Below are 18,153 nucleotides of genomic sequence, written 5' to 3'. Positions count from 1 at the left end.
CTGTAAGACGCGCGTTTCAGGCGAATGGTATCATCTTGGCGGGAAAGGAGGATTCGCCGAGCAAAAATGAAAGCGCTTAATAAATAACATTTGACGCAGGGGGAGTGCAATGAATGAGTAAATGGATGAAACAAGCCTTTTCGGCCATAATCGCCGCGGCTCTGATGATGCCGTCGGGCTGGCTGGCCTCGGATGTAAACGCGGATGCAGAGCAGCCGGATGCCGATACGGTAACGGTAGTGTACCATGAAACCTTTGCGGACGGGATTGGCAAAGCCGTTCAATCGGGAGGCGCCAGCCTCGAGCAGGTATCAGACAAAGTTTTTGACGGGAATGAGGATGGAGGCGCTCTTTATGTAAATAACCGGGTCAACAACTGGGACGCGGCTGATTTCAAATTTGCCGATCTGGGGCTCGAAAATGGCAAAACGTACACCGTGACGGCAGCCGTATATGTGGATTCCAGTGCAGCCGTGCCTGCCGATGCCAAAGCGGCGCTTCAAACGGTTGACAGTTACGGAAATTATGCGGAAGCGAACTATGAGGCCGGAAAAGTGGTCACTTTGACCAAAGAGTTCACCGTAGATACGAGCAATGATAAGGCTCTTCGCATCAACTCTAATGAAACCGGTGCCACAGTCCCCTTCTACCTAGGCGACATCCTCATCACCGAAAAGGCTGACTCCGACGGGGGAGGAAACGAAGAACCGCCTAGAGATCCGGCCTTGCCTTTTAGCACGATCACTTTTGAGGATCAGACCCCCGGTGGCTTTGAAGGCCGATCCGGCACGGAGAAGCTAACCGTCACCGATGAAGCCAACCACACACCGGACGGTACGTACGCCCTCAAAGTGGAAGGACGGACCGCTACCTGGCATGGACCATCACTGCGCGTGGAGAAATACGTGGATAAAGGCGCCGAGTATAAAATATCGGCCTGGGTCAAGCTAATCAGCCCCGCCAGCTCACAGATTCAGCTATCCACCCAGATCGGCAGCGGTGGCAGCGCGAATTATGTGACCCTGGCCCCCAAAACGATCAGCACCGATGACGGCTGGGTCCAATTTGAAGGAACGTACCGTTACAACAGCGTGGGCGGCGAATACTTGACCCTCTACGTGGAAAGTTCGAGCAACGCGGAAGCCTCCTTTTATATCGACGATATCAGCTTCGAGAAAACCGGCTCGAAGCCGGTTGAAATCCAGAAGGATCTGGTCCCTCTCAAGAACGCGTACCAAAACGATTTTCTGATCGGAAACGCCATCTCGGCGGAGGATCTGGAAGGCGTACGGCTGGAGCTGTTAACCATGCATCACAACGTCGCCACGGCGGGGAACGCCATGAAGCCGGATGCGCTGCAGCCGACGAAGGGCAGCTTCACGTTCACTGCAGCCGATGCCATGGTCGATAAAGTTCGGGCTGCAGGCATGCAGATGCACGGGCATGTGCTGGTATGGCATCAGCAGTCGCCGGCGTGGATGAATACGGCTCAGGACGCGCAGGGTAACACGGTCCCTCTGAGCCGCGAGGAAGCGCTGGACAACCTGCGGACCCATATTCGAACTGTCATGGAACATTTCGGCGACAAGGTGATTTCCTGGGACGTTGTCAACGAAGCGATGAACGACAACCCGCCGAATCCTGCGAATTGGGAGGAGTCTTTACGCAAATCCCCTTGGTATAACGCGATCGGGCCGGACTATGTCGAGCAGGCGTTCCTTGCGGCCAGGGAAGTGCTGGACGATCATCCGGATTGGGATATCAAGCTGTATTACAACGATTATAACGAAGACAACCAGAATAAGGCCCAGGCCATTTATAACATGGTCAAAGCCATGAACGACAGATATGCCGAAGCACATCCCGGCAAGAAGCTGGTCGACGGTGTCGGCATGCAGGGGCACTACAATGTGAACACAAATCCGGAAAATGTGAAGCTTTCCCTGGAGAAGTTCATCTCCTTAGGGGTCGAGGTCAGCATCAGCGAGCTGGACATCCAGGCCGGCAGCAACTACGAACTCCCCGAGAAGCTGGCCAACGCCCAGGGCTACTTGTACGCGCAATTAATGAAGATATTCAAGGACCATGCCGCCGACATCAGCCGGGTCACCTTCTGGGGAATGGACGACGGTACAAGCTGGAGAGCTTCATCAAATCCGCTGTTGTTTGATAAAAATCTTCAAGCCAAGCCGGCATACTACGGCGTCATTGATCCGGACAAATTTATCACGGAGCATCCGCCCGAGTCGGGTAATGCCAACCAATCCACCGCGGCGTACGGCACGCCGGTGATTGACGGGACGGTCGACGCGGTATGGAACCAAGCGGCCGCCATGCCGGTCAACCGCTATCAGATGGCGTGGCAGGGCGCGACGGGCACAGCCAAAGCGCTCTGGGACGACCACAACCTGTACGTGCTGATCCAGGTCAGCGACACACAGCTGGACAAATCCAGCGCGAACGCATGGGAGCAGGACTCCGTCGAAGTTTTCCTGGACGAGAACAACGCAAAAACTACGTTCTACCAGGATGACGACGGGCAGTTCCGTATCAACTTTGATAACGAAACTTCCTTTAGTCCGCCCAAGATCGCAGATGGCTTCGAGTCGGCGACCAAAGCAGCCGGCACAAACTACACCGTAGAAATGAAAATTCCGCTCAAGACGGTAACGCCAGCCAATCAGCTAAAGCTTGGTTTCGACGCCCAGGTCAATGACGCGAAAGACGGCGCCCGTCAAAGCGTCGCCGCATGGAACGACACGACCGGCAACGGCTACCAGGATCCATCCGTGTTCGGCGTACTGACCCTCACCGGCAAACCCGCCAATCCGGGCGACAATGGCTCAGGCAATGAGAGCGGTGGCGGAAACAACGGTGGTAACGGCGGCAATAGCGGAAGCGGTAATGGCAGCAACAGCAGCGGCAATAACAGCAACGGCGGCGGCAGCCCGCAAACCGGGATTACCGTGAGCACCGATGGTGTCGTTACAATCAAGCCGGAAGCGAAAATCCAAGACGGACGTGCCGTGAGTACCATTTCTGCCGACAACCTGAAAAAAGCGCTGGAGCAAGCGGCTGTTCCCGGCAATGGGAAGAAGCAAATCGTGATCGAAGCGGCAAAGCCGCCCGGCGCCAGTTCTGTTGAAGTCCAGCTCCCGGCTCAAAGCCTTAGTGGAAAAGAATCCTTCGAGCTGTTGCTGAAGACGGATTCCACAATCATTCGAATTCCAAGCGGCATGCTATCCAATCAGACAGATCTATCCGGGCAGGTATCCGTCCGCATCGGAACCGCCTCGACGGACCATTTGAACCTAAGCGCAGCCAATCGTGAACGGATCGGCAGCCGTCCGGTGATCGAGCTGAGCCTTGCAGCAGGCGGCAGAACCTTGGAATGGAGCAATCCTGCAGCACCTGTGACGGTGGAAATCCCATACAAGCCGACTGCTGAGGAGTTAAGCCATCCGGATCAGATTGTAGTTTGGTATGTCGACGGCCAAGGCCAGGCGACCCCTATTCCTAACGGCCGCTATGATGCCGCCACCGGAACGGTGGTTTTCCACACCACCCATTTCAGTACTTATGCGGTCGCCTATGCATCCACGGCCTTCACAGACCTGCAAAATGTCCCTTGGGCCAAGCCAGCCATTGACGCCATGGCCGCCCGCGGAGTCATCCATGGAATGTCCGAGAGCCGCTTCTCTCCTGAAGCGTTAATCAAAAGGGCCGACTTCGTAGCCCTTCTGGTTCGGGCGCTGGAGCTCCAAGGTACAGGCATCCCGAAAACCGCATTCAGCGATGTCGATCCAATCGCTTATAATCGTAGCGAGTTGAACACTGCCAATGAGCTGGGCATTGCGGTTGGTTTGCCAGACCGTACCTTCAAGCCAGACAGCCCGATCACCCGCCAGGAGATGATGGTGCTCACTGCACGCGCGTTAACAGCGGCCGGAAAAACAGTTGAGGGCAGCGGAAGCCTGAGCGCATACGCCGACGCCGCAAGCATTGCCGGCTACGCCAAGGATAGTGCGGCTGTGCTCGTGAAAGCCGGCATCGTTACCGGCAGCAACGGTAAGATCTCGCCGCAAGGTCCTCTTACCGGGGCTGAGGCGGCGGTCATTTTGTATCGGATTTGGAAGTTGTAGCATTGGGGAGTCATGCTTCGAAATGGAAAGGAGACACCGGTTAGTTGACCGGTGTCTCCTTTTTAACCCCCAGATCATCTTATCTGTGAACAGGTTCAAATCTGATTTGATCAGCAATCAATTTATTTTCTGCAGGATCGAATTTATAGGTGATCTGAAAATCGCCTACGTATTGCGGAGAAATGCCAACGCTCGCACCTAACGTGGTGACGATTTGTTGATTCTTCATCCAATAATAGACGACGCCACCAAAACTAAGCTTGTCCTGTTTAAAGTTTATACCGGCAACCTGATAATCAAATTGATGTTCTTTTCCCTGTGACTTTACCTTAATGGCCAAAGTCTGATCATTTTTCCGGGTAACCCCCGTTTCGATCTGGCCGGCGACAATCTCCTGGTAGCTTTGCACTTGGATTTCGGAGAGAGCCCTCCCATCCAGCACATGTAATTCATCAATATTCAGTCCTGTCCCTTTTCCCTTATTAAGGATGATCACCGCTTCTTCCCTCCCGTCGCCGGTAACATCCGTGTAGTAAATCCGCGGGTCCTCAATCGTCGAAAAGCTCCAGTCGAATGCCTTGTTCACACCATTCACATCAACGGCTACAGATTCATACGAATATTGCCCTTCCTTAACCGGCGTCAGCTTTACCTCCTTGTTCTCCGAAGACCAAGATTTCGCATCCAGTGACGGGCCCGCCGTATTCATATGGTTCTCTAGTTGTGAATTCGTTGTTACCCGAGATTTTGTTGTTGCTTCCGTACCTGTTGAGGGACTGCTTATCGTCTGATCTTTGCTGCAACCCACAAGAAAACCGAACAATAAAATCGAAGCCGAAAATAATGCGAGCTTGTTAATGACCATCCTCTCACTTTCGCGAGTTGATGCACATCATTATATATGTTCTATTTTCCATATAATTTAAGAAATGGTTGTTATGATTTGAAAATATCGTAACCTCTTATCTATAAACGCTGCTAGTCGTAAGAAGTAACGCCCCGGGAATGCCGAGGACAGAATAATCCGGCTCTTGAAGTCCAGCCACCCCAGCCATGAACGATTGAGTGAGCTAATTGCTCCACTCTCGAAGGAAAAAGCCCCCCGCGTCCAGAATATATCAGCTATGAGCGTATGATGATGGGAGAGTGAGCGCACATGAGCGATGAGCAATGGCTGAAAGTTTCCGATTTGGCGGGACAGCTTGAAATCCCTCAGCCAACAATCAGGCGATACATGGACCGGCACGGACATCACTTGCATACGAAAAAGCAGCATAAAAGTTATCTGATATCTTCCGCGTCTATTCCCACGCTGGCCCGGATCCGTGACGAATACTCCAAGGGGCTGAACGGGGAGCAGGTCGAGGAGGTGCTGCTGGGCCAGTCATCCACGATCACGACCGTGAGCGATACCAGCGTCCATAAGGATGAGCGCGTGAGCGATAATCTTGCCGAAGCCTTGTCAGAACTGGAGAAATCCGTGATCGATCGCTTTAACAACCAGGAGCAATTTAATCAGCATCTGCTCGAACTGCTGCAGCGTGAGCAGGAAAAAGTCGAACGTCTTACCGAGCTCCTTATGAAGCAGACCGAAGCGGCGGCGTCCTTGTCCCCAGCGGTTCAAGCCCAGAGCCGGAAACAGGCGGATCACCTAACGGAACGAAGGGTGAAGCGTCAGCTGGAGAGCGAGGCCTTGGAGCTCTGGCTTAGCAAGCCTGCGCCGGAACGAACGAAAAGAAACGTGCTGTTTCAAAGGAAAGAGGACAGCGAGGCTAAGGAAAAATTTGTGAGGGACTACGTGCTGGAACATTACGTGAGCCGTTTAAACGAGGAATTTAATAGAAGCTAAACTTGTTCGAACAGCATAAATCGACGAAAAAGAGCGGTCCGTATTGGATCGCTCTTTTTATAGAAATCCGGTGGCCCGTATTTAGCGGAACTACCTCTTGCGATATAAGGAACCCGAAATATACGAGGCTCACACTTTCTTATATCTCTTAAAATAAGCTTTGGGCGGCCTGCCTCCGGCTTGCGACCGGGAACGGAACACGAATTTGCGCTGGCACCAGTAGCTGAACACGAACAAGGAGCCCTCGGTGAGCAGCTTGGCGATGAAAAGCGGAATCCCCACCATTTCGTGGAACAATACCAACAGCCCGTAATTCAATCCCATGATCAGCGCGACCAATGCAAAATATTTCGGAGCCGATTCGATCAGCCGGAGGGCGTCCTTTTTCACAAATACATAGCGGCGGTTCATAGCATAGTTGAATATGGCACTGCACAACCGTGAACCAACTACGGCGGCCAGCAGGCTGCCGGTAACGAACTGAAGCACGAAGAGCATTAGGAAATCCAGCCCTGCCGAGAGTACGGATGAAGAGCAAAACTTTAGGATAGGGGCATAGATTCGGATGGAGTCCGCCACCGGGCGGAAATGGGACGACTTGTTCTTTTCCAGATAGACGGTATCAATGGGCACCTCATGGATCGGGTAACCGTCTCCGCGTGCCTGCAGCAGCATGTTCATTTCATACTCAAAACGGTCGCCCGGAATGCCGCACAGCCAGTCCAGCATCGCCGGCGAGAAGCCGCGAAGGCCCGTCTGCGTATCCGTGACGGAGCGGCCGGTCGTCAAGGTGTACACCAGACGGGTCGCTTGGTTGCCGAACCGGCTTCGCAGCGGTACCCTGCCGGTAAAATGCCGGCAGCCGAGCACGATATGGTCCGGATGCTCGTCGACCGCCGCGGCAATCCGGACGATATCGGACGGAAGGTGCTGTCCGTCGCTGTCCGCGCAGACAATCCCTCCCACTTCACCCGCCTTCTTCAGGAAGGCGAAGCCGGTCTTCAAGGCCCGCCCTTTGCCAAGGTTGTGGTCGTGGGTCAGCACGATGCAGCCGGCCTCGCGAGCCGAATGAAACAGCTCCCCATAGGCCTCCCCGCTGCCGTCATCGACCACGACGATCCTGCAGCGGCAAGCCGCTTTCAGGTCAGCAATCAGCTGCAGCAGTCTCTCGTCAGGCTCATAGGCCGGAATCAATACGGTTGTCATGTCCGTAGCCTCCTTCAGCTTCGTCGGTCCGTTATTCGCCAACATAAATAATGTCGCTGACGCCGCGCTCCTGGCCTTTGCCCCCAGGACTGTTGACGACCCGGCCCATAAAGTACATGGTCGATGAACCGCCGCCGTCGAGGTTATAGGCCTCGGTCGCTCCCAGGTCCTCAAACAGATTCGCAAACTCGTTCAGCGTCATGCCCCGGCTGTAATTTTGCTGCCGCCCGTCTACCACGACAAACACGTAGTGATTCGGCGAAATGATGCCGATCCCCGTCCGCGGATTGGCCTCGTCGATCGTGCGGTTGCCGAAGTTGGTATCGATTTTGACGTTATCGAAATCCTGCACCGCTGTGCCGTCTTTCACCAGAACCGGTCCAAACGAAAAGGTATTCGTTACCCCTTGGGCAAGCAAATCCTCGGCGGAAACCTCCTCCTCGTTATACGATTTCATCGTGCCGTCACCGAACAGCGCCAGCCCGTCACGCGCAGGCTCATCACGGTACAAGGTGCCGTTACGGATGACGACGCCGTCATTCCGGAACCCGTAATAGTCCCCGTTGATGGCAAGAATGGCATTGTTGGCGGATGCGATCTCCGAGGTATGCTCGGTAATGTTGCGGCCGAAGGAATTGTCCGCGAAGGCTGTCCGAAGATTGGACGCGTCCTTCAGCTGAACATCGGCGACGTAATACGTAATTTTATCCGCACCCGTACCGGTCTCCACTTGCTTGATCGAAATATCGACGTTATCGCTCTTGTAGTTCCAGTCGTCAGAGGTTGCGTTTGCCGCTGAGGCCGTGGATGCCGCAGATTCTGTATTCGTCGATGTATTCGTAGCAGCTGTTTTCGTTGTACCCGCCGACTGCCTACCGGAAGCGGACGACGATATGGCTGCTGCCGTGCTGGGCTGGGCAACGACCTCCTCCACATGCGGGATCAAATACCGGTCGGCCAGCCCGTACAGGATGCCGCCGACCGTGGCAACAGACAGCGTGAGGCTGATGAGCAGAATGCGCTTGGACTTTTTTTTCTTATTGTTCATGGATGATTTACTCCTTGTGGCTGTAATGGGATAGCCCTAGAGTAAACCCGAATATTTAAATGGAACTTAAATGGGATATGAAGCTGATGGAATGGTGCAAAAAGCGGGGATCTGACGAAGGTGGCCATAGAGCGGCATGGCCTTATCTTGGTTGAGAAGCGTATATGTAGGGAAATGTTTTTTTAAAAAGAGAGGAGAAATCTATTGCAGCTGTAAAGCTTGAGAGGATGAACTGAGGTTCAAAAAGATTGAAAGGCAGGAGGATACAACCAATGATGCAAATCATGACTTATGTGGCTAAGGCTTCTTTCGTGATTTTCTCGATATCGATCGGGGATCTGGATCCTTCTCTGACTAAATCGGGGAGAATATGCTGCAAAAAGTAGTCGACGCAATGAAGCTTGATTCCTTTAATTTTGATGAGGGCATCTCTATACATGACAACGAACTCTTTTTCCGTGTTACCGCGCTGCAGTTCTGTAAAGGCCTCGTAGATTTGATCCAGTTTATCGGCCACTTCCAGGATTCTGCCTTCGACGGAATCGTCCTTGCCTTCGCGCAGTTGTCTGCGAAAAATCGGCTGAAACTCAGACGGAATATGCTCATCAATGAAATGAGCGACCATGCCTTCCTCCACTTGCTGAAGCATTGCACGCAGTTCGAGGGAGTGGTGCTTCACGGGCGTTTTGATATCCCCGATAAAAATCTCGCCGTAATCATGGCTACTGGTAATTTCGTACAGCTTCTTCCAGTCCACCGTGACTCCGTTGGTTTCCTCAATGTCAGCCAGCGTTTTGGCGTACTGGACAACCTTCCAGGAATGGGCGGAAACGCTGTGCTCTTCAAATTTGAACTTGCCGGGACAACGAATAATGCGTTCGAGGTCGTTCAGCGATTGAAAGTACGTATGAATTCCCATAGCTGCACCCTTTCTTTGTGTAAAATGGTTGATATACTGCTGTATTTCTAGTATACATTCGGTTTGTAAAAGGACCGTAAAGTGACGCAAGAAGTTATTGGGAACCAGCGAATGGTTATACACGGGATACCCCGGCGGCGGTCCCATTTCACATGGCAAAAACATTGACACGACACCAAATGGTGTCATACAATTAAACTGTCACCAAAAGGTGTCACATCATGAGACGACAATATAGCTTAGGAGAGAGTGCTGTGAGCGAGAACAATGAGAACCGGGATGTATTTGACGCCGTTGCTGATCCAACCAGACGCCGACTGATTCGTCTGTTATCCGAGGCGGAGGAGCTCCCGCTTCATGAACTGACGCCACATTTCCAGATGGGCCGGACAGCGGTATCCAAGCATTTGACCATCCTGAAAGAGGCCGGACTGGTCGTTGACCGGAAAGTCGGCAGAGAAACGCGATTCAGGCTGAACGCTTCCCCGCTCCAGGAAATTCAAGATTGGGTGGCTTATTATACCCAGTTCTGGAGTACAAATATGCTGCGCTTGAAGCAACTTTTAGAGGAGGAAGAAGAATGAGTCCTTAAAAAGACCACCCATAGAGGTGGTCTTTCTCATGGATCTACTTGGGGGGAGAATCGAACGCTACAGCCGTGGATCGATCTCCTGCTCCTGGGCCACCTCAAACAGCAGATTGGCCGCCGCTTCCTGGTACGCCGCATGCATCGGTTCGATCTCGTCATATTTCACGCCGAGCATCCGGAGGCCAAGCCGGTATTCATTCTGCGAAATCCGCAGCTTGCGGGCGATGCTCTTCTGCTTCAGCAGCTTCCGGTACTTATGCGGGAACCGGTAGTCGTAGCCGTAAATAATGGACAGGTAGTCCGGGTTGCGCACCTTCATGTACGGTACCGTCCGGCCGTTCCAAGCCTCGGGCTTGATAACGACGCCCTCCATGTGCTTCTCCGTCGTCAGCTTGGCAAAGAACCGCTCCGCCTCTTCATAACTCTCCGGTTCGGACAAATCAAGCGAAACCGATTCATCGTCCGACAAGAAGCCGTACATCTCCGATGTCGTCCACTGCGGCAATTCTTCCCCGCCGTTTTCAAAGACGATTTTCAAGATGGCGAACGGTTTATACTCCATCTCCCCAGCTTCCGCATACAGCTCCAGCTGTCTTTTGTACGTTTCGTAAGCTTCGATATGCTGTGCCAACGATACGGACTTCTCCACAATTTCGTGCATATGCTTGTAGTTCTGGTACACGTTGGCGCCGTATTTGTCGCTTAGGTCTTTTTTAGGCATGCGATATTGATCCTGCTCGAAGCCGCTGGCCTGATACTGTTCGGTCAATGACTGCAGAGCGGTTTCGAAACCATGGTCCTGCAAAAAGGAAAGCTCGCCCTCCAGCGCCTTCTCGATCGGCTTGAACTGCCGCTGGATCAGCCCTTCACCGAGGGCGTTCCACGGCATCAGCTCGCCGTCCAGGATGAGCATGCGGATTCCCAGCTCCTGCATATAAGGGCCGAACTTGGCCAGCAGCCGATGGTAGACTTCCGTCAGATCCACCTGCTTCACCTTGTAACCGTTGCGGCTTACCGCGAAGGACTGCTCTATGTCGAGATGCAAATAAATATTGCAGCGCGATCCCATATATTTGGGCTGCAGCGCCACCTTCAGGACACCGTTCTCCTTGAAATAGTCCAAGCCCCGTTTCAGCGACTCCAGCTCATTTCTCTCCATATTTTTATCCGCCGGGGACATCGTGCCGGAAATGAAGTTGATTTTATGCCGGGAACAGTAATGCAGCCTGCGGATATCGTCCTCCCCCAAATCCTGTACGGATACCTTTCGCTTTTCCTGGAACAGCACCGGAAGTTCCTCGGTCAGCACGGATGTGCGCGACTTATGCGACTTCATGAACGGTTTGAACGAAACCGTCACGGACGTCAGCCCGTTTCCATGCACGGCGCCGGTGTCGAGATGGATTTTGTTGCGGATCCGGAAAGCCTGCTTGGCGGCCACATGACCGAAGATATGATACGGGTGGTTTCCGACCGCCTCATCCTTCAGGAAGGACAGCTGCTCTTCCAGCGGCGCCTCCCGGTCGATGCGGAAATTGCGCTGATGGCGGGCCGATTGGGCGTCCAGCTTGCCGATATACTTTTTCATGCAGGGTGCATGCGTTACATAGTAGGAAGGGCCATCCGTTCCTACATAGCGGTAAAAGGGTTTTGCCTTTTCCACCAGTTCATTAAATTTCCGGAGCAGCTCAGCATCGTTTGCCAGTGTCTCGGTGGAATCAAAATATGTCTGCAGCAGCTTCTGATCCACGCCCTGGATCTCGCCCCGCAGGTACTTGTAGACGAAATTTTCGTGATTCCCCAACACGAACAAGAAATGCTCCTGATTCTCGTACAGAAATTCGATGATTTCACGCGTCTGCTTGCCTTTATCGATCCAGTCGCCAGCCAGGATGACCTTCGTAGACCTTAGCTTCTCCCCTGCGAGCAGCTTGCCTGCCTCCATCCGGAAGCCGTAGCTCAGCAGCAGACCCTTCAGCTCTTCCACGCACTCATGGACATCCCCCACGATGATGTACTGCGGGCCATGCGGGAGAACCGTTTCCCGGTAAGCCTCCAAATCCTCGATCATCACGCGGTAGTCGGGATTGGCCGTGCTTTCTTCAGGCCGGTAAAAGTCCTTGGTCCGCACCTTATGGATCTTGTCATAGCCTTCGCGCGGCAGCGCGCCGAGCACGTCTTTTTTCAGGCGGTTGATATGATTCGTGATGAGCCGTTTGGAGCGCTCCGATGCGTAGTAGTCCTCCCTTTTCCGGTAATCGAAGACGATGACCTCAAGATTGTAATGATTGCTGCGGGCGATCTCCCGCACCTTTTCGCGAAAATCCTCCGCCAGCCCCGTCGTATCCACCACCACGAAATCGGCATTGACCGGAAACGACGTAACCATCTTCAGCCGCTCGAACAGCAGGTGAAAAGCCTGCTCGCTCGCCTCCAGCATCACCTGATCGTATTTATCGTAATCATATCCGAGCACCTCCTGGCGGATCCGGTCGGAGGACAGATATTGTATGTTTGCTTTTAATTTCGATGTCTCATCCTCAAACCGCAGTCCCGGAATCAGCACGTCTTGGGCAAACGTCGTTTTGCCGCATTCCGTGGAACCGACGAGCATGAAGATGGTATGCATTTTTGTGCGGATTTCCATGAGCTTTAAGCCCCCTCTTTCTTCAAAATAACGCCCTGCGTCGTCCGGATCTGGTCGACCTCATCCCCGATCGCCGCGAATTCATGCGACAGCCCGAGCCCCTGAATCACATCCAGCATCCACGTCTGGAACTCCTTCTGCCCCATCTCCCACTTATGGTCGTCATGGCGGAAGCCGGACAGCTCGTAATAACGGTTAAAGTCCGCATTCGGCGTCGTGATCACCAAATGATCAAAATCGACCCCGGCCACGATCTGCCGGATCAGCTGCGCCGCATCCTCCCTGCTCATATGCTCGATCACTTCCGTCAGGATCACGTCGACCCGTTCGCCGTTGTAATCCTCGAGAAAATGGTCCATCGAGTGGAAGGGCGCAATGTTATCGATTTGCCGGGACTCCGCTTTGCGGGTCAGGGCCGCCAGGCTCTCTTCGTCGATATCGACCGCGTAGTAGCTTCCTTCGATTTTGCCGGCAAACGGCAGCGCATAAAAGCCTTCACCGCACCCGACGTCAAGAATGGACTTATCGAAAGGCAGCACGCTACCGATGTAATTTCGGCGCTGCAGCGCCGTACCCCCGTAAGCAAATTGGATTCGATAACGGGTCGACGCTTCAAGCTCTGCCTTGTACTTGTTATACCGCTCCCGGGAAGCCAGGAAATTGCGGACGAACAGGCTGCGGATGTAAAACGGCGCGTCGATCACGTTGATGCTTCGGATGTATTTGTCCAGCACATGCTCGGAAATGTCGATGTATTCGTTGCCGAACATGGACAGGAACAGGCACAGCACGCTCACGGCGTGAAGGAGCTCATAAAGGCTGCGCTGCGTCGTCACCGTGAGTGAGTAGCTCTTATGCGCCTGATGCGTAATCTGAAACGTGAAGTCTTTGAGATGCTTTTCAAAAAAATCGATGTAGCGCGTGAGCTCGATATGAATCATGCCGATCATCAACGTATGCTCATGCCCCTCCGTATCACGTTCGTCATGGTGCTTGAGCGGGTGAGCGAAAAACTCGCTGATCGCGTTGAGCGGAAATAACGGCGTGTTGTAACGCGACACGTTCAAATATTCGAACTGCTCGTCGGCATGCTGCTTATAGGAAATTTCATTATCGGCGTCTTTGAAATAGACGTTGAACGTCTGCTCATCCGAATACCAGCCGTAGGCCATGCCTTTGCGGATGCTGCGGAGAATCATGCCGGAATGCGGGTTCTTTTTGATCAAAAATGAAAATTGCGGGTTCGTGGACTTGATTTGCACGATCGCCATACTGCACTCTCCTTGCTTGCGGGTTTCAATTCCTTGCTGTCATCATCGCTTATTTTCGTACGCACGAACATGGCGCAAGTATTACGACCCGGCATAGAAATCTGCTGAAACAGGCGTCATTCGTATTTCCGCTCACACGATCACGGCACGCTCATGGTAAGGTTCACGTGTTAACCACCCGGTTCGCCTGCTACAATAGAATGAGATCGATACGGAAAAGGAGAACCGCCAGATGGCCAAAGAGAGCTTTGATAAAGAAATCCAGTTTTTGCGCTTGCTGGTGCTGACGAGCGGGGCGTATAACCGGCAGCAGTTTGCCAAGCGGCTGGGGATTTCCGTGAACACCTTCGATAAGACGATCCGCCGCCTCAAGGAAATTGTCCAGGCCACGTACCAGCAGCTGCCGGAGGAACAGGGCAAGGAGTTCAGCGAAGGGCTGCGTTACAACTACTACGATTCGGCCGACCCGATGCTGCTGCTCCTGTTCCGTGCCAAGTCGCTGAAAGAGTCAGAAAGTGAGCGGCTGTCCCTGCTGCTTGGGGCGCTTGGCACGCAGTCCCTTACGGCGCTGGAGCTGCTGGACTGCTGCACGAACGCGATGGCCGCCCATCTCCCGCTCCCGGATGAGAAGACGATCCGCAAGGACCTGAAGTACCTGGAAGAGGTAGGAGTGATCCGCAAAATAGGCGGAGCGCGCCCTTACCGGTACGCCATTCGCGGAGAGCTCGTTCAGGAGCTGACCGAAGATGAGCTGCTGGATTTGTACGATTTTGTGGACGTCATGGCGGGCACCCAAATTCCTTCCGTTCAGGGCTACCTGTTGCGGGACGGACTGAAGAAGCAGCTGATGCGAAGCCATGCGGAGAAGCATGCGGTCGAGCCCTTTTTATATAAATATCACTACCACTCGCGGATTTTGGACGAAGCCCATTTGTTCTCCATTCTGGATGCGATCCGCAAGCACCGGAAGGTCCGGTTCCTGTACTTCTCGCCCAAAGCGGAAAAAAGCTACGCCTCCCAGAACACCAACCCGCTGTTTGAACGGAAAACGCAGGGCAAGCTGGAACAGACGCTGCCGCTAAAGGTCGTGTACGACCATCAGTACGGCCGCTGGTATCTGTTATCCTATGGCCGGGAAGGCATCCGGAAATACCGGATGGAAGGCATCACGCAGTTTGAGGAGGCAGAAGAGGCGGATCCCGTCTGGTTTGCGGAGAGGCAGCAGGAACTGCTGGAGAAGCTGCGCTACAGTTGGCTGATCGACACCGGCGCACCGGTTACGGTCCGGGCTAAATTTTACAATCCCGGCGACGGACCGAATTTCATCAAAGAGCGGGTGCTGCTGCAGGGTCAGTGGGGGCAAATCGTAGATGAAGACGACGAAGCCTTCATCTACGAGATCACTGTAAACGGCACGACGGAAATCAAGCCGTGGCTGCGGAGCTTTGGTTCCAGCTGCGAGGTGCTTGAGCCGATCCGGCTGCGCCGCGAAATGATCGCGGAATGGAAGGAGATACGCGCCTATTATGAATCTGTTTGAAAAGATATTTAACTACCAGATCATCTCGCGCCTCGACGATTCCGGCACCTTCATGGTCACCGCCCACGAACGCGCTTGGCTGAAAACCGTGCTGGAGCACCCCGCCGCTTCCGAAGCATTTACGCCGGAAACGCTGGCGAAGCTGGCGGCTCTGCTGGCCGAAGATGAAGCGATGGACACCGGCGCTCACCTGATCGAGAAAGCGCGGAGCCGGGAAAAGCAGGTATACCACTCCCTCCTGCGCCCGCTGCGCCGCCTGATCATGAACCGGAGCGGGATCCGCGTCACCCACGCCCTGAAAAGCGGGCAGGTCTACTCCAACCAACTGGGCGTGCCCTACCGGCTGGAGTATTCCATGGTGAAGCGGGAATGGTATCTGCTGTGGCACCATATCCGCAATCGCGCCTTCATGAGCACGAAGCTGGATAACATTCTCTCTGTCACCGAGCAGGAGCTGCCGCTTGAGCGGGTGAGCGATATTTTGACGCGGATTAGCGAGACGCTGGAGAACCGCAAAGCCGAGGTGCTCGTCCAGATCATCCCGCAGTATAACCAGGAGATGTCGCGCATTCTGTATGCGCTGTGCTGCTTTGACAAAGAAGTGCAGTATGACGTGCAAACCGATACCTATACGGTCAAGGTATGCGTTATGGGCGATGAGAGGGAATTTCTGCTGTCCAAGCTGCGCTTCCTGGGCAAACGGGTGCGGGTGCTTGAAGGAGAGTATGTGAAGAGACGCATGCTGGAGGCTTCGGTGAAGGCGCTGGAACGGTACGGTGTGGTGGAGGAAGTTACGGATAGGGATGAGGATGCGCTAAACCCCGCTCAATGAGCGGGGTTTAGCTATTTGCGGACTACTCTTCATACCATGGATTTAAATGAACCATAACCTCTCCGACATCGGAGCAATGCTTCATAATCGTTTGTTTAATATTTCGGGAAATATCATGCCCTTCCTGAACACTGAGCTCAGCCGCCACCCCGACTCGAATATCAACAATAATATAATGGCCGTGGTCCCTCGCACGCAGGCGATCCAGACGCTTTACTTCCGGAACCGTTTTGACTAACTCCATAAGCTCGTTCATTTTCTCCAAGTCCACGTTTTTTTCCATCAAAACATCAACCGAGGATTTTCCCATATGAATCGCCAGCTTTAACACCAAATAAGCGACGACGATTCCGGCAATAGGATCGCCATAGGAGAGAATCGCGATATCGTAATGATCGCCGAGCATGCCCAATGCGATGCCGATGACCGCGGCAATGGAAGCATAGACATCTGCAAGATGATCATAAGCTGTGGCAATGAGCCCGCTGCTGCGATGACGTTTTCCGATAGCCATGGTATAAACATAGAGAATTTGCTTCAAAATCAAAGAAAAAGCCGCTGCTGCCAGCGCGACGACGGTCGTTTTGTGCGGGGGTTCGAACAGCACCATGACGGAGTGATAGGCCATATATAGAGCGGCCAGCGCTAAAATGATGGCCACGACCCCTGCCCCCAGCACCTCTGCTTTCCCGTGACCATAGGGATGGTCCTCGTCCGGAGGCTGCTTAGAAATCCGCATGGAGCTGAGGGCTGCGCCTGTGGCGACGACGTCTCCTGCATTGTGGACGCCATCTGCAATGAGTACCGGACTATTGGATAAGAATCCAACACCGAGTTTAATAGCGGTTAACACGATATTACTTATGAAGCTGAGCCAAATGGCAAATGTCGATTGTCTGTCTTCATGGTTCACGTTTTTAACTCCTTACACATTCAGTAGCATCAGTGGTGAAACGATAGGTTTTAATAGTAGCGTACAAATACCGTGTGGGTCCAGAGAAACAGTTTTTGTGTGTCCCTAAAAAGTATGACTTGGCATAAAGAGTTGTACGGGTGAAAAATATTTTTACAGAACAAAAAAAGCCTCCTATCAAGGAGACTTATCTGAAATTTGGTTGACGACCTCGGGCATCGGTAAGCTCGCCTCTTCCCTGTTGGCTATTAGCTGGCAGGGTCGTTTTTTTGATTCATTCTAAATTTATAGTCCGAAACTTAAAAATGAGTGTTTGCCCTTGAGAGGTTTGCCCTTCCCCAAATGTTCATTATCCATAAGATATGATTATCTATTTACCGCTTTGCCCATACCCAATCCAGATTAAATCATAAGATACATTGTACTTTAAACTCAAGGAGGTAGTAAGGGATGAGTGGAGTTGTAGGAGGAGTTGGCGCAGGGTACGGTTACGGCTTGCACAACAATGTTGGTGCTATCCTTGTGTTGTTCATTCTGTTGGTAATTATTTTGGCAGCATTTTGTTGGTAAACCAAATATCAGGATTGACGAAAACCCTGCTGGCTACCTGCTGGCAGGGTTTTTTTGTTTTTTTGTATTACAGGTGCAAATTAATTTTTGTAATATAATTACAACATAGATGGACGCGCCGTTGTGATCTGAAAGCATTAGATCTTTCTTTTTCTGAACAAATAACATTTTTAAACCCTGACAGCTTTGTGCTGCAGGGTTTCATTTATTTCTGAATCTTTTTTAAAGGTTTAAAGGTGCACTTTAACGTTCGTTTCTCAAAATATCGTAAACTAGCGGAATCGGCCTCATTCATTGGTATAACTGCCGTGACCCCTTGTCCAACGCGTTCATATGATGCTTTGTCAAAGAAAGGAATGATGAGATGGATGCCTATTATAGCTGCACGCGATTCATGAGCCAGAGAGTCCGCATTATAACAAGAGACGGTTATGTGCACGAAGGAAGAATCGTAAAAGTGGATCGTGATCATGTGTACTTGGAGACAGACCGAAGAGATGGACCTGTAACGACCTCCGCTTTCCAACCCTTCGGATTCAGGGCTCGTAACTCCATTTTGACGTTAAGCCTGTTCACGCTGCTCGCGATTACTTTAATCTAAATCCCTAAGCGATAAAAAATCTCTCA

The 18,153-nt window shown here is 52.6% G+C and carries 14 protein-coding genes; 7 read left to right on the top strand and 7 right to left on the bottom strand.

Going from position 1 to position 18,153, the window contains the following annotated elements; all coding sequences use genetic code 11:
* Positions 1-113: 113 nt before the first annotated feature.
* Complete coding sequence (locus KI379_RS21305; RefSeq protein WP_212984852.1) at positions 114-4,142, top strand: endo-1,4-beta-xylanase; 4,029 nt, start codon at positions 114-116, stop codon at positions 4,140-4,142.
* 79 nt (positions 4,143-4,221) lie between these two features.
* On the opposite strand, the gene KI379_RS21300 is transcribed toward KI379_RS21305, so the two are convergent.
* On the bottom strand, positions 4,222-5,007 hold the full coding sequence (locus KI379_RS21300) for a hypothetical protein (protein ID WP_212984851.1): 786 nt from the start codon (positions 5,005-5,007) through the stop codon (positions 4,222-4,224).
* Between the two features lie 291 nt (positions 5,008-5,298).
* Between KI379_RS21300 and KI379_RS21295 the strand changes: the two genes are divergently transcribed.
* Positions 5,299-5,991, top strand: a complete 693-nt coding sequence (locus tag KI379_RS21295) for a hypothetical protein (RefSeq protein WP_212984850.1) — start codon at positions 5,299-5,301, stop codon at positions 5,989-5,991.
* 129 nt (positions 5,992-6,120) lie between these two features.
* Here KI379_RS21295 and KI379_RS21290 read toward each other — a convergent pair whose 3' ends face one another.
* From KI379_RS21290 to KI379_RS21280, 3 genes are all read right to left on the bottom strand, one after another.
* A complete protein-coding gene (locus tag KI379_RS21290; RefSeq protein ID WP_212984849.1) occupies positions 6,121-7,197 on the bottom strand; it encodes a bifunctional glycosyltransferase family 2/GtrA family protein in 1,077 nt (358 codons plus the stop codon).
* A gap of 31 nt (positions 7,198-7,228) precedes the next feature.
* Positions 7,229-8,245, bottom strand: coding sequence for a phosphodiester glycosidase family protein (locus KI379_RS21285; RefSeq protein WP_212984848.1), 1,017 nt, complete (start codon positions 8,243-8,245; stop codon positions 7,229-7,231).
* Positions 8,246-8,534: 289 nt separating this feature from the next.
* The gene (locus KI379_RS21280; RefSeq protein ID WP_212984847.1) at positions 8,535-9,164 is read right to left on the bottom strand and encodes an HD domain-containing protein; all 630 of its coding nucleotides are present in this window, start codon (positions 9,162-9,164) and stop codon (positions 8,535-8,537) included.
* A 254-nt stretch (positions 9,165-9,418) separates the two neighbouring features.
* On the opposite strand from KI379_RS21280, the gene KI379_RS21275 reads away from it, so the two are divergent.
* Positions 9,419-9,748 (top strand): ArsR/SmtB family transcription factor, encoded by a 330-nt coding sequence (locus tag KI379_RS21275; protein WP_105445150.1) that lies wholly within the window; start codon positions 9,419-9,421, stop codon positions 9,746-9,748.
* Between the two features lie 66 nt (positions 9,749-9,814).
* On the opposite strand, the gene KI379_RS21270 is transcribed toward KI379_RS21275, so the two are convergent.
* Positions 9,815-12,400 (bottom strand): metallophosphoesterase, encoded by a 2,586-nt coding sequence (locus KI379_RS21270; RefSeq protein ID WP_212984846.1) that lies wholly within the window; start codon positions 12,398-12,400, stop codon positions 9,815-9,817.
* 5 nt (positions 12,401-12,405) lie between these two features.
* Positions 12,406-13,671, bottom strand: coding sequence for a class I SAM-dependent methyltransferase (locus KI379_RS21265; protein WP_212984845.1), 1,266 nt, complete (start codon positions 13,669-13,671; stop codon positions 12,406-12,408).
* 232 nt (positions 13,672-13,903) lie between these two features.
* Here KI379_RS21265 and KI379_RS21260 point away from each other — a divergent pair, with 232 nt between their 5' ends.
* Complete coding sequence (locus KI379_RS21260) at positions 13,904-15,211, top strand: helix-turn-helix transcriptional regulator (RefSeq protein WP_212984844.1); 1,308 nt, start codon at positions 13,904-13,906, stop codon at positions 15,209-15,211.
* Positions 15,198-16,043 (top strand): WYL domain-containing protein, encoded by an 846-nt coding sequence (locus KI379_RS21255; protein WP_212984843.1) that lies wholly within the window; start codon positions 15,198-15,200, stop codon positions 16,041-16,043. Before KI379_RS21260 ends, KI379_RS21255 begins: the two co-directional genes overlap by 14 nt.
* 22 nt (positions 16,044-16,065) lie before the next feature.
* On the opposite strand, the gene KI379_RS21250 is transcribed toward KI379_RS21255, so the two are convergent.
* On the bottom strand, positions 16,066-16,956 hold the full coding sequence (locus tag KI379_RS21250) for a cation diffusion facilitator family transporter (RefSeq protein ID WP_212984842.1): 891 nt from the start codon (positions 16,954-16,956) through the stop codon (positions 16,066-16,068).
* 450 nt (positions 16,957-17,406) lie between these two features.
* Here KI379_RS21250 and KI379_RS21245 point away from each other — a divergent pair, with 450 nt between their 5' ends.
* Together KI379_RS21245 and KI379_RS34125 are read left to right on the top strand one after the other, a co-directional pair.
* Positions 17,407-17,526, top strand: coding sequence for a YjcZ family sporulation protein (locus tag KI379_RS21245; RefSeq protein ID WP_208629353.1), 120 nt, complete (start codon positions 17,407-17,409; stop codon positions 17,524-17,526).
* A gap of 364 nt (positions 17,527-17,890) precedes the next feature.
* Positions 17,891-18,127 carry a hypothetical protein gene (locus tag KI379_RS34125; protein ID WP_244879394.1) on the top strand — a complete coding sequence of 79 codons (237 nt, stop codon included), beginning with the start codon at positions 17,891-17,893 and terminating at the stop codon, positions 18,125-18,127.
* Positions 18,128-18,153 lie beyond the last annotated feature (26 nt).

Origin of the sequence: Paenibacillus cineris (genome assembly GCF_018333335.1) — a bacterium.
GTDB lineage: Bacteria > Bacillota > Bacilli > Paenibacillales > Paenibacillaceae > Paenibacillus_AQ > Paenibacillus_AQ favisporus.
This window is presented reverse-complemented; position numbering and strand designations above follow the sequence as displayed.

Coding starts and splice junctions, on each gene's coding strand:
- KI379_RS21305 (WP_212984852.1), top strand. CDS start 114: ATGAGTAAATGGATGAAACAAGCCTTTTCGGCCATAATCGCCGCGGCT.
- KI379_RS21300 (WP_212984851.1), bottom strand. CDS start 5,007: ATGGTCATTAACAAGCTCGCATTATTTTCGGCTTCGATTTTATTGTTC.
- KI379_RS21295 (WP_212984850.1), top strand. CDS start 5,299: ATGAGCGATGAGCAATGGCTGAAAGTTTCCGATTTGGCGGGACAGCTT.
- KI379_RS21290 (WP_212984849.1), bottom strand. CDS start 7,197: ATGACAACCGTATTGATTCCGGCCTATGAGCCTGACGAGAGACTGCTG.
- KI379_RS21285 (WP_212984848.1), bottom strand. CDS start 8,245: ATGAACAATAAGAAAAAAAAGTCCAAGCGCATTCTGCTCATCAGCCTC.
- KI379_RS21280 (WP_212984847.1), bottom strand. CDS start 9,164: ATGGGAATTCATACGTACTTTCAATCGCTGAACGACCTCGAACGCATT.
- KI379_RS21270 (WP_212984846.1), bottom strand. CDS start 12,400: ATGGAAATCCGCACAAAAATGCATACCATCTTCATGCTCGTCGGTTCC.
- KI379_RS21265 (WP_212984845.1), bottom strand. CDS start 13,671: ATGGCGATCGTGCAAATCAAGTCCACGAACCCGCAATTTTCATTTTTG.
- KI379_RS21260 (WP_212984844.1), top strand. CDS start 13,904: ATGGCCAAAGAGAGCTTTGATAAAGAAATCCAGTTTTTGCGCTTGCTG.
- KI379_RS21255 (WP_212984843.1), top strand. CDS start 15,198: ATGAATCTGTTTGAAAAGATATTTAACTACCAGATCATCTCGCGCCTC.
- KI379_RS21245 (WP_208629353.1), top strand. CDS start 17,407: ATGAGTGGAGTTGTAGGAGGAGTTGGCGCAGGGTACGGTTACGGCTTG.
- KI379_RS34125 (WP_244879394.1), top strand. CDS start 17,891: ATGGATGCCTATTATAGCTGCACGCGATTCATGAGCCAGAGAGTCCGC.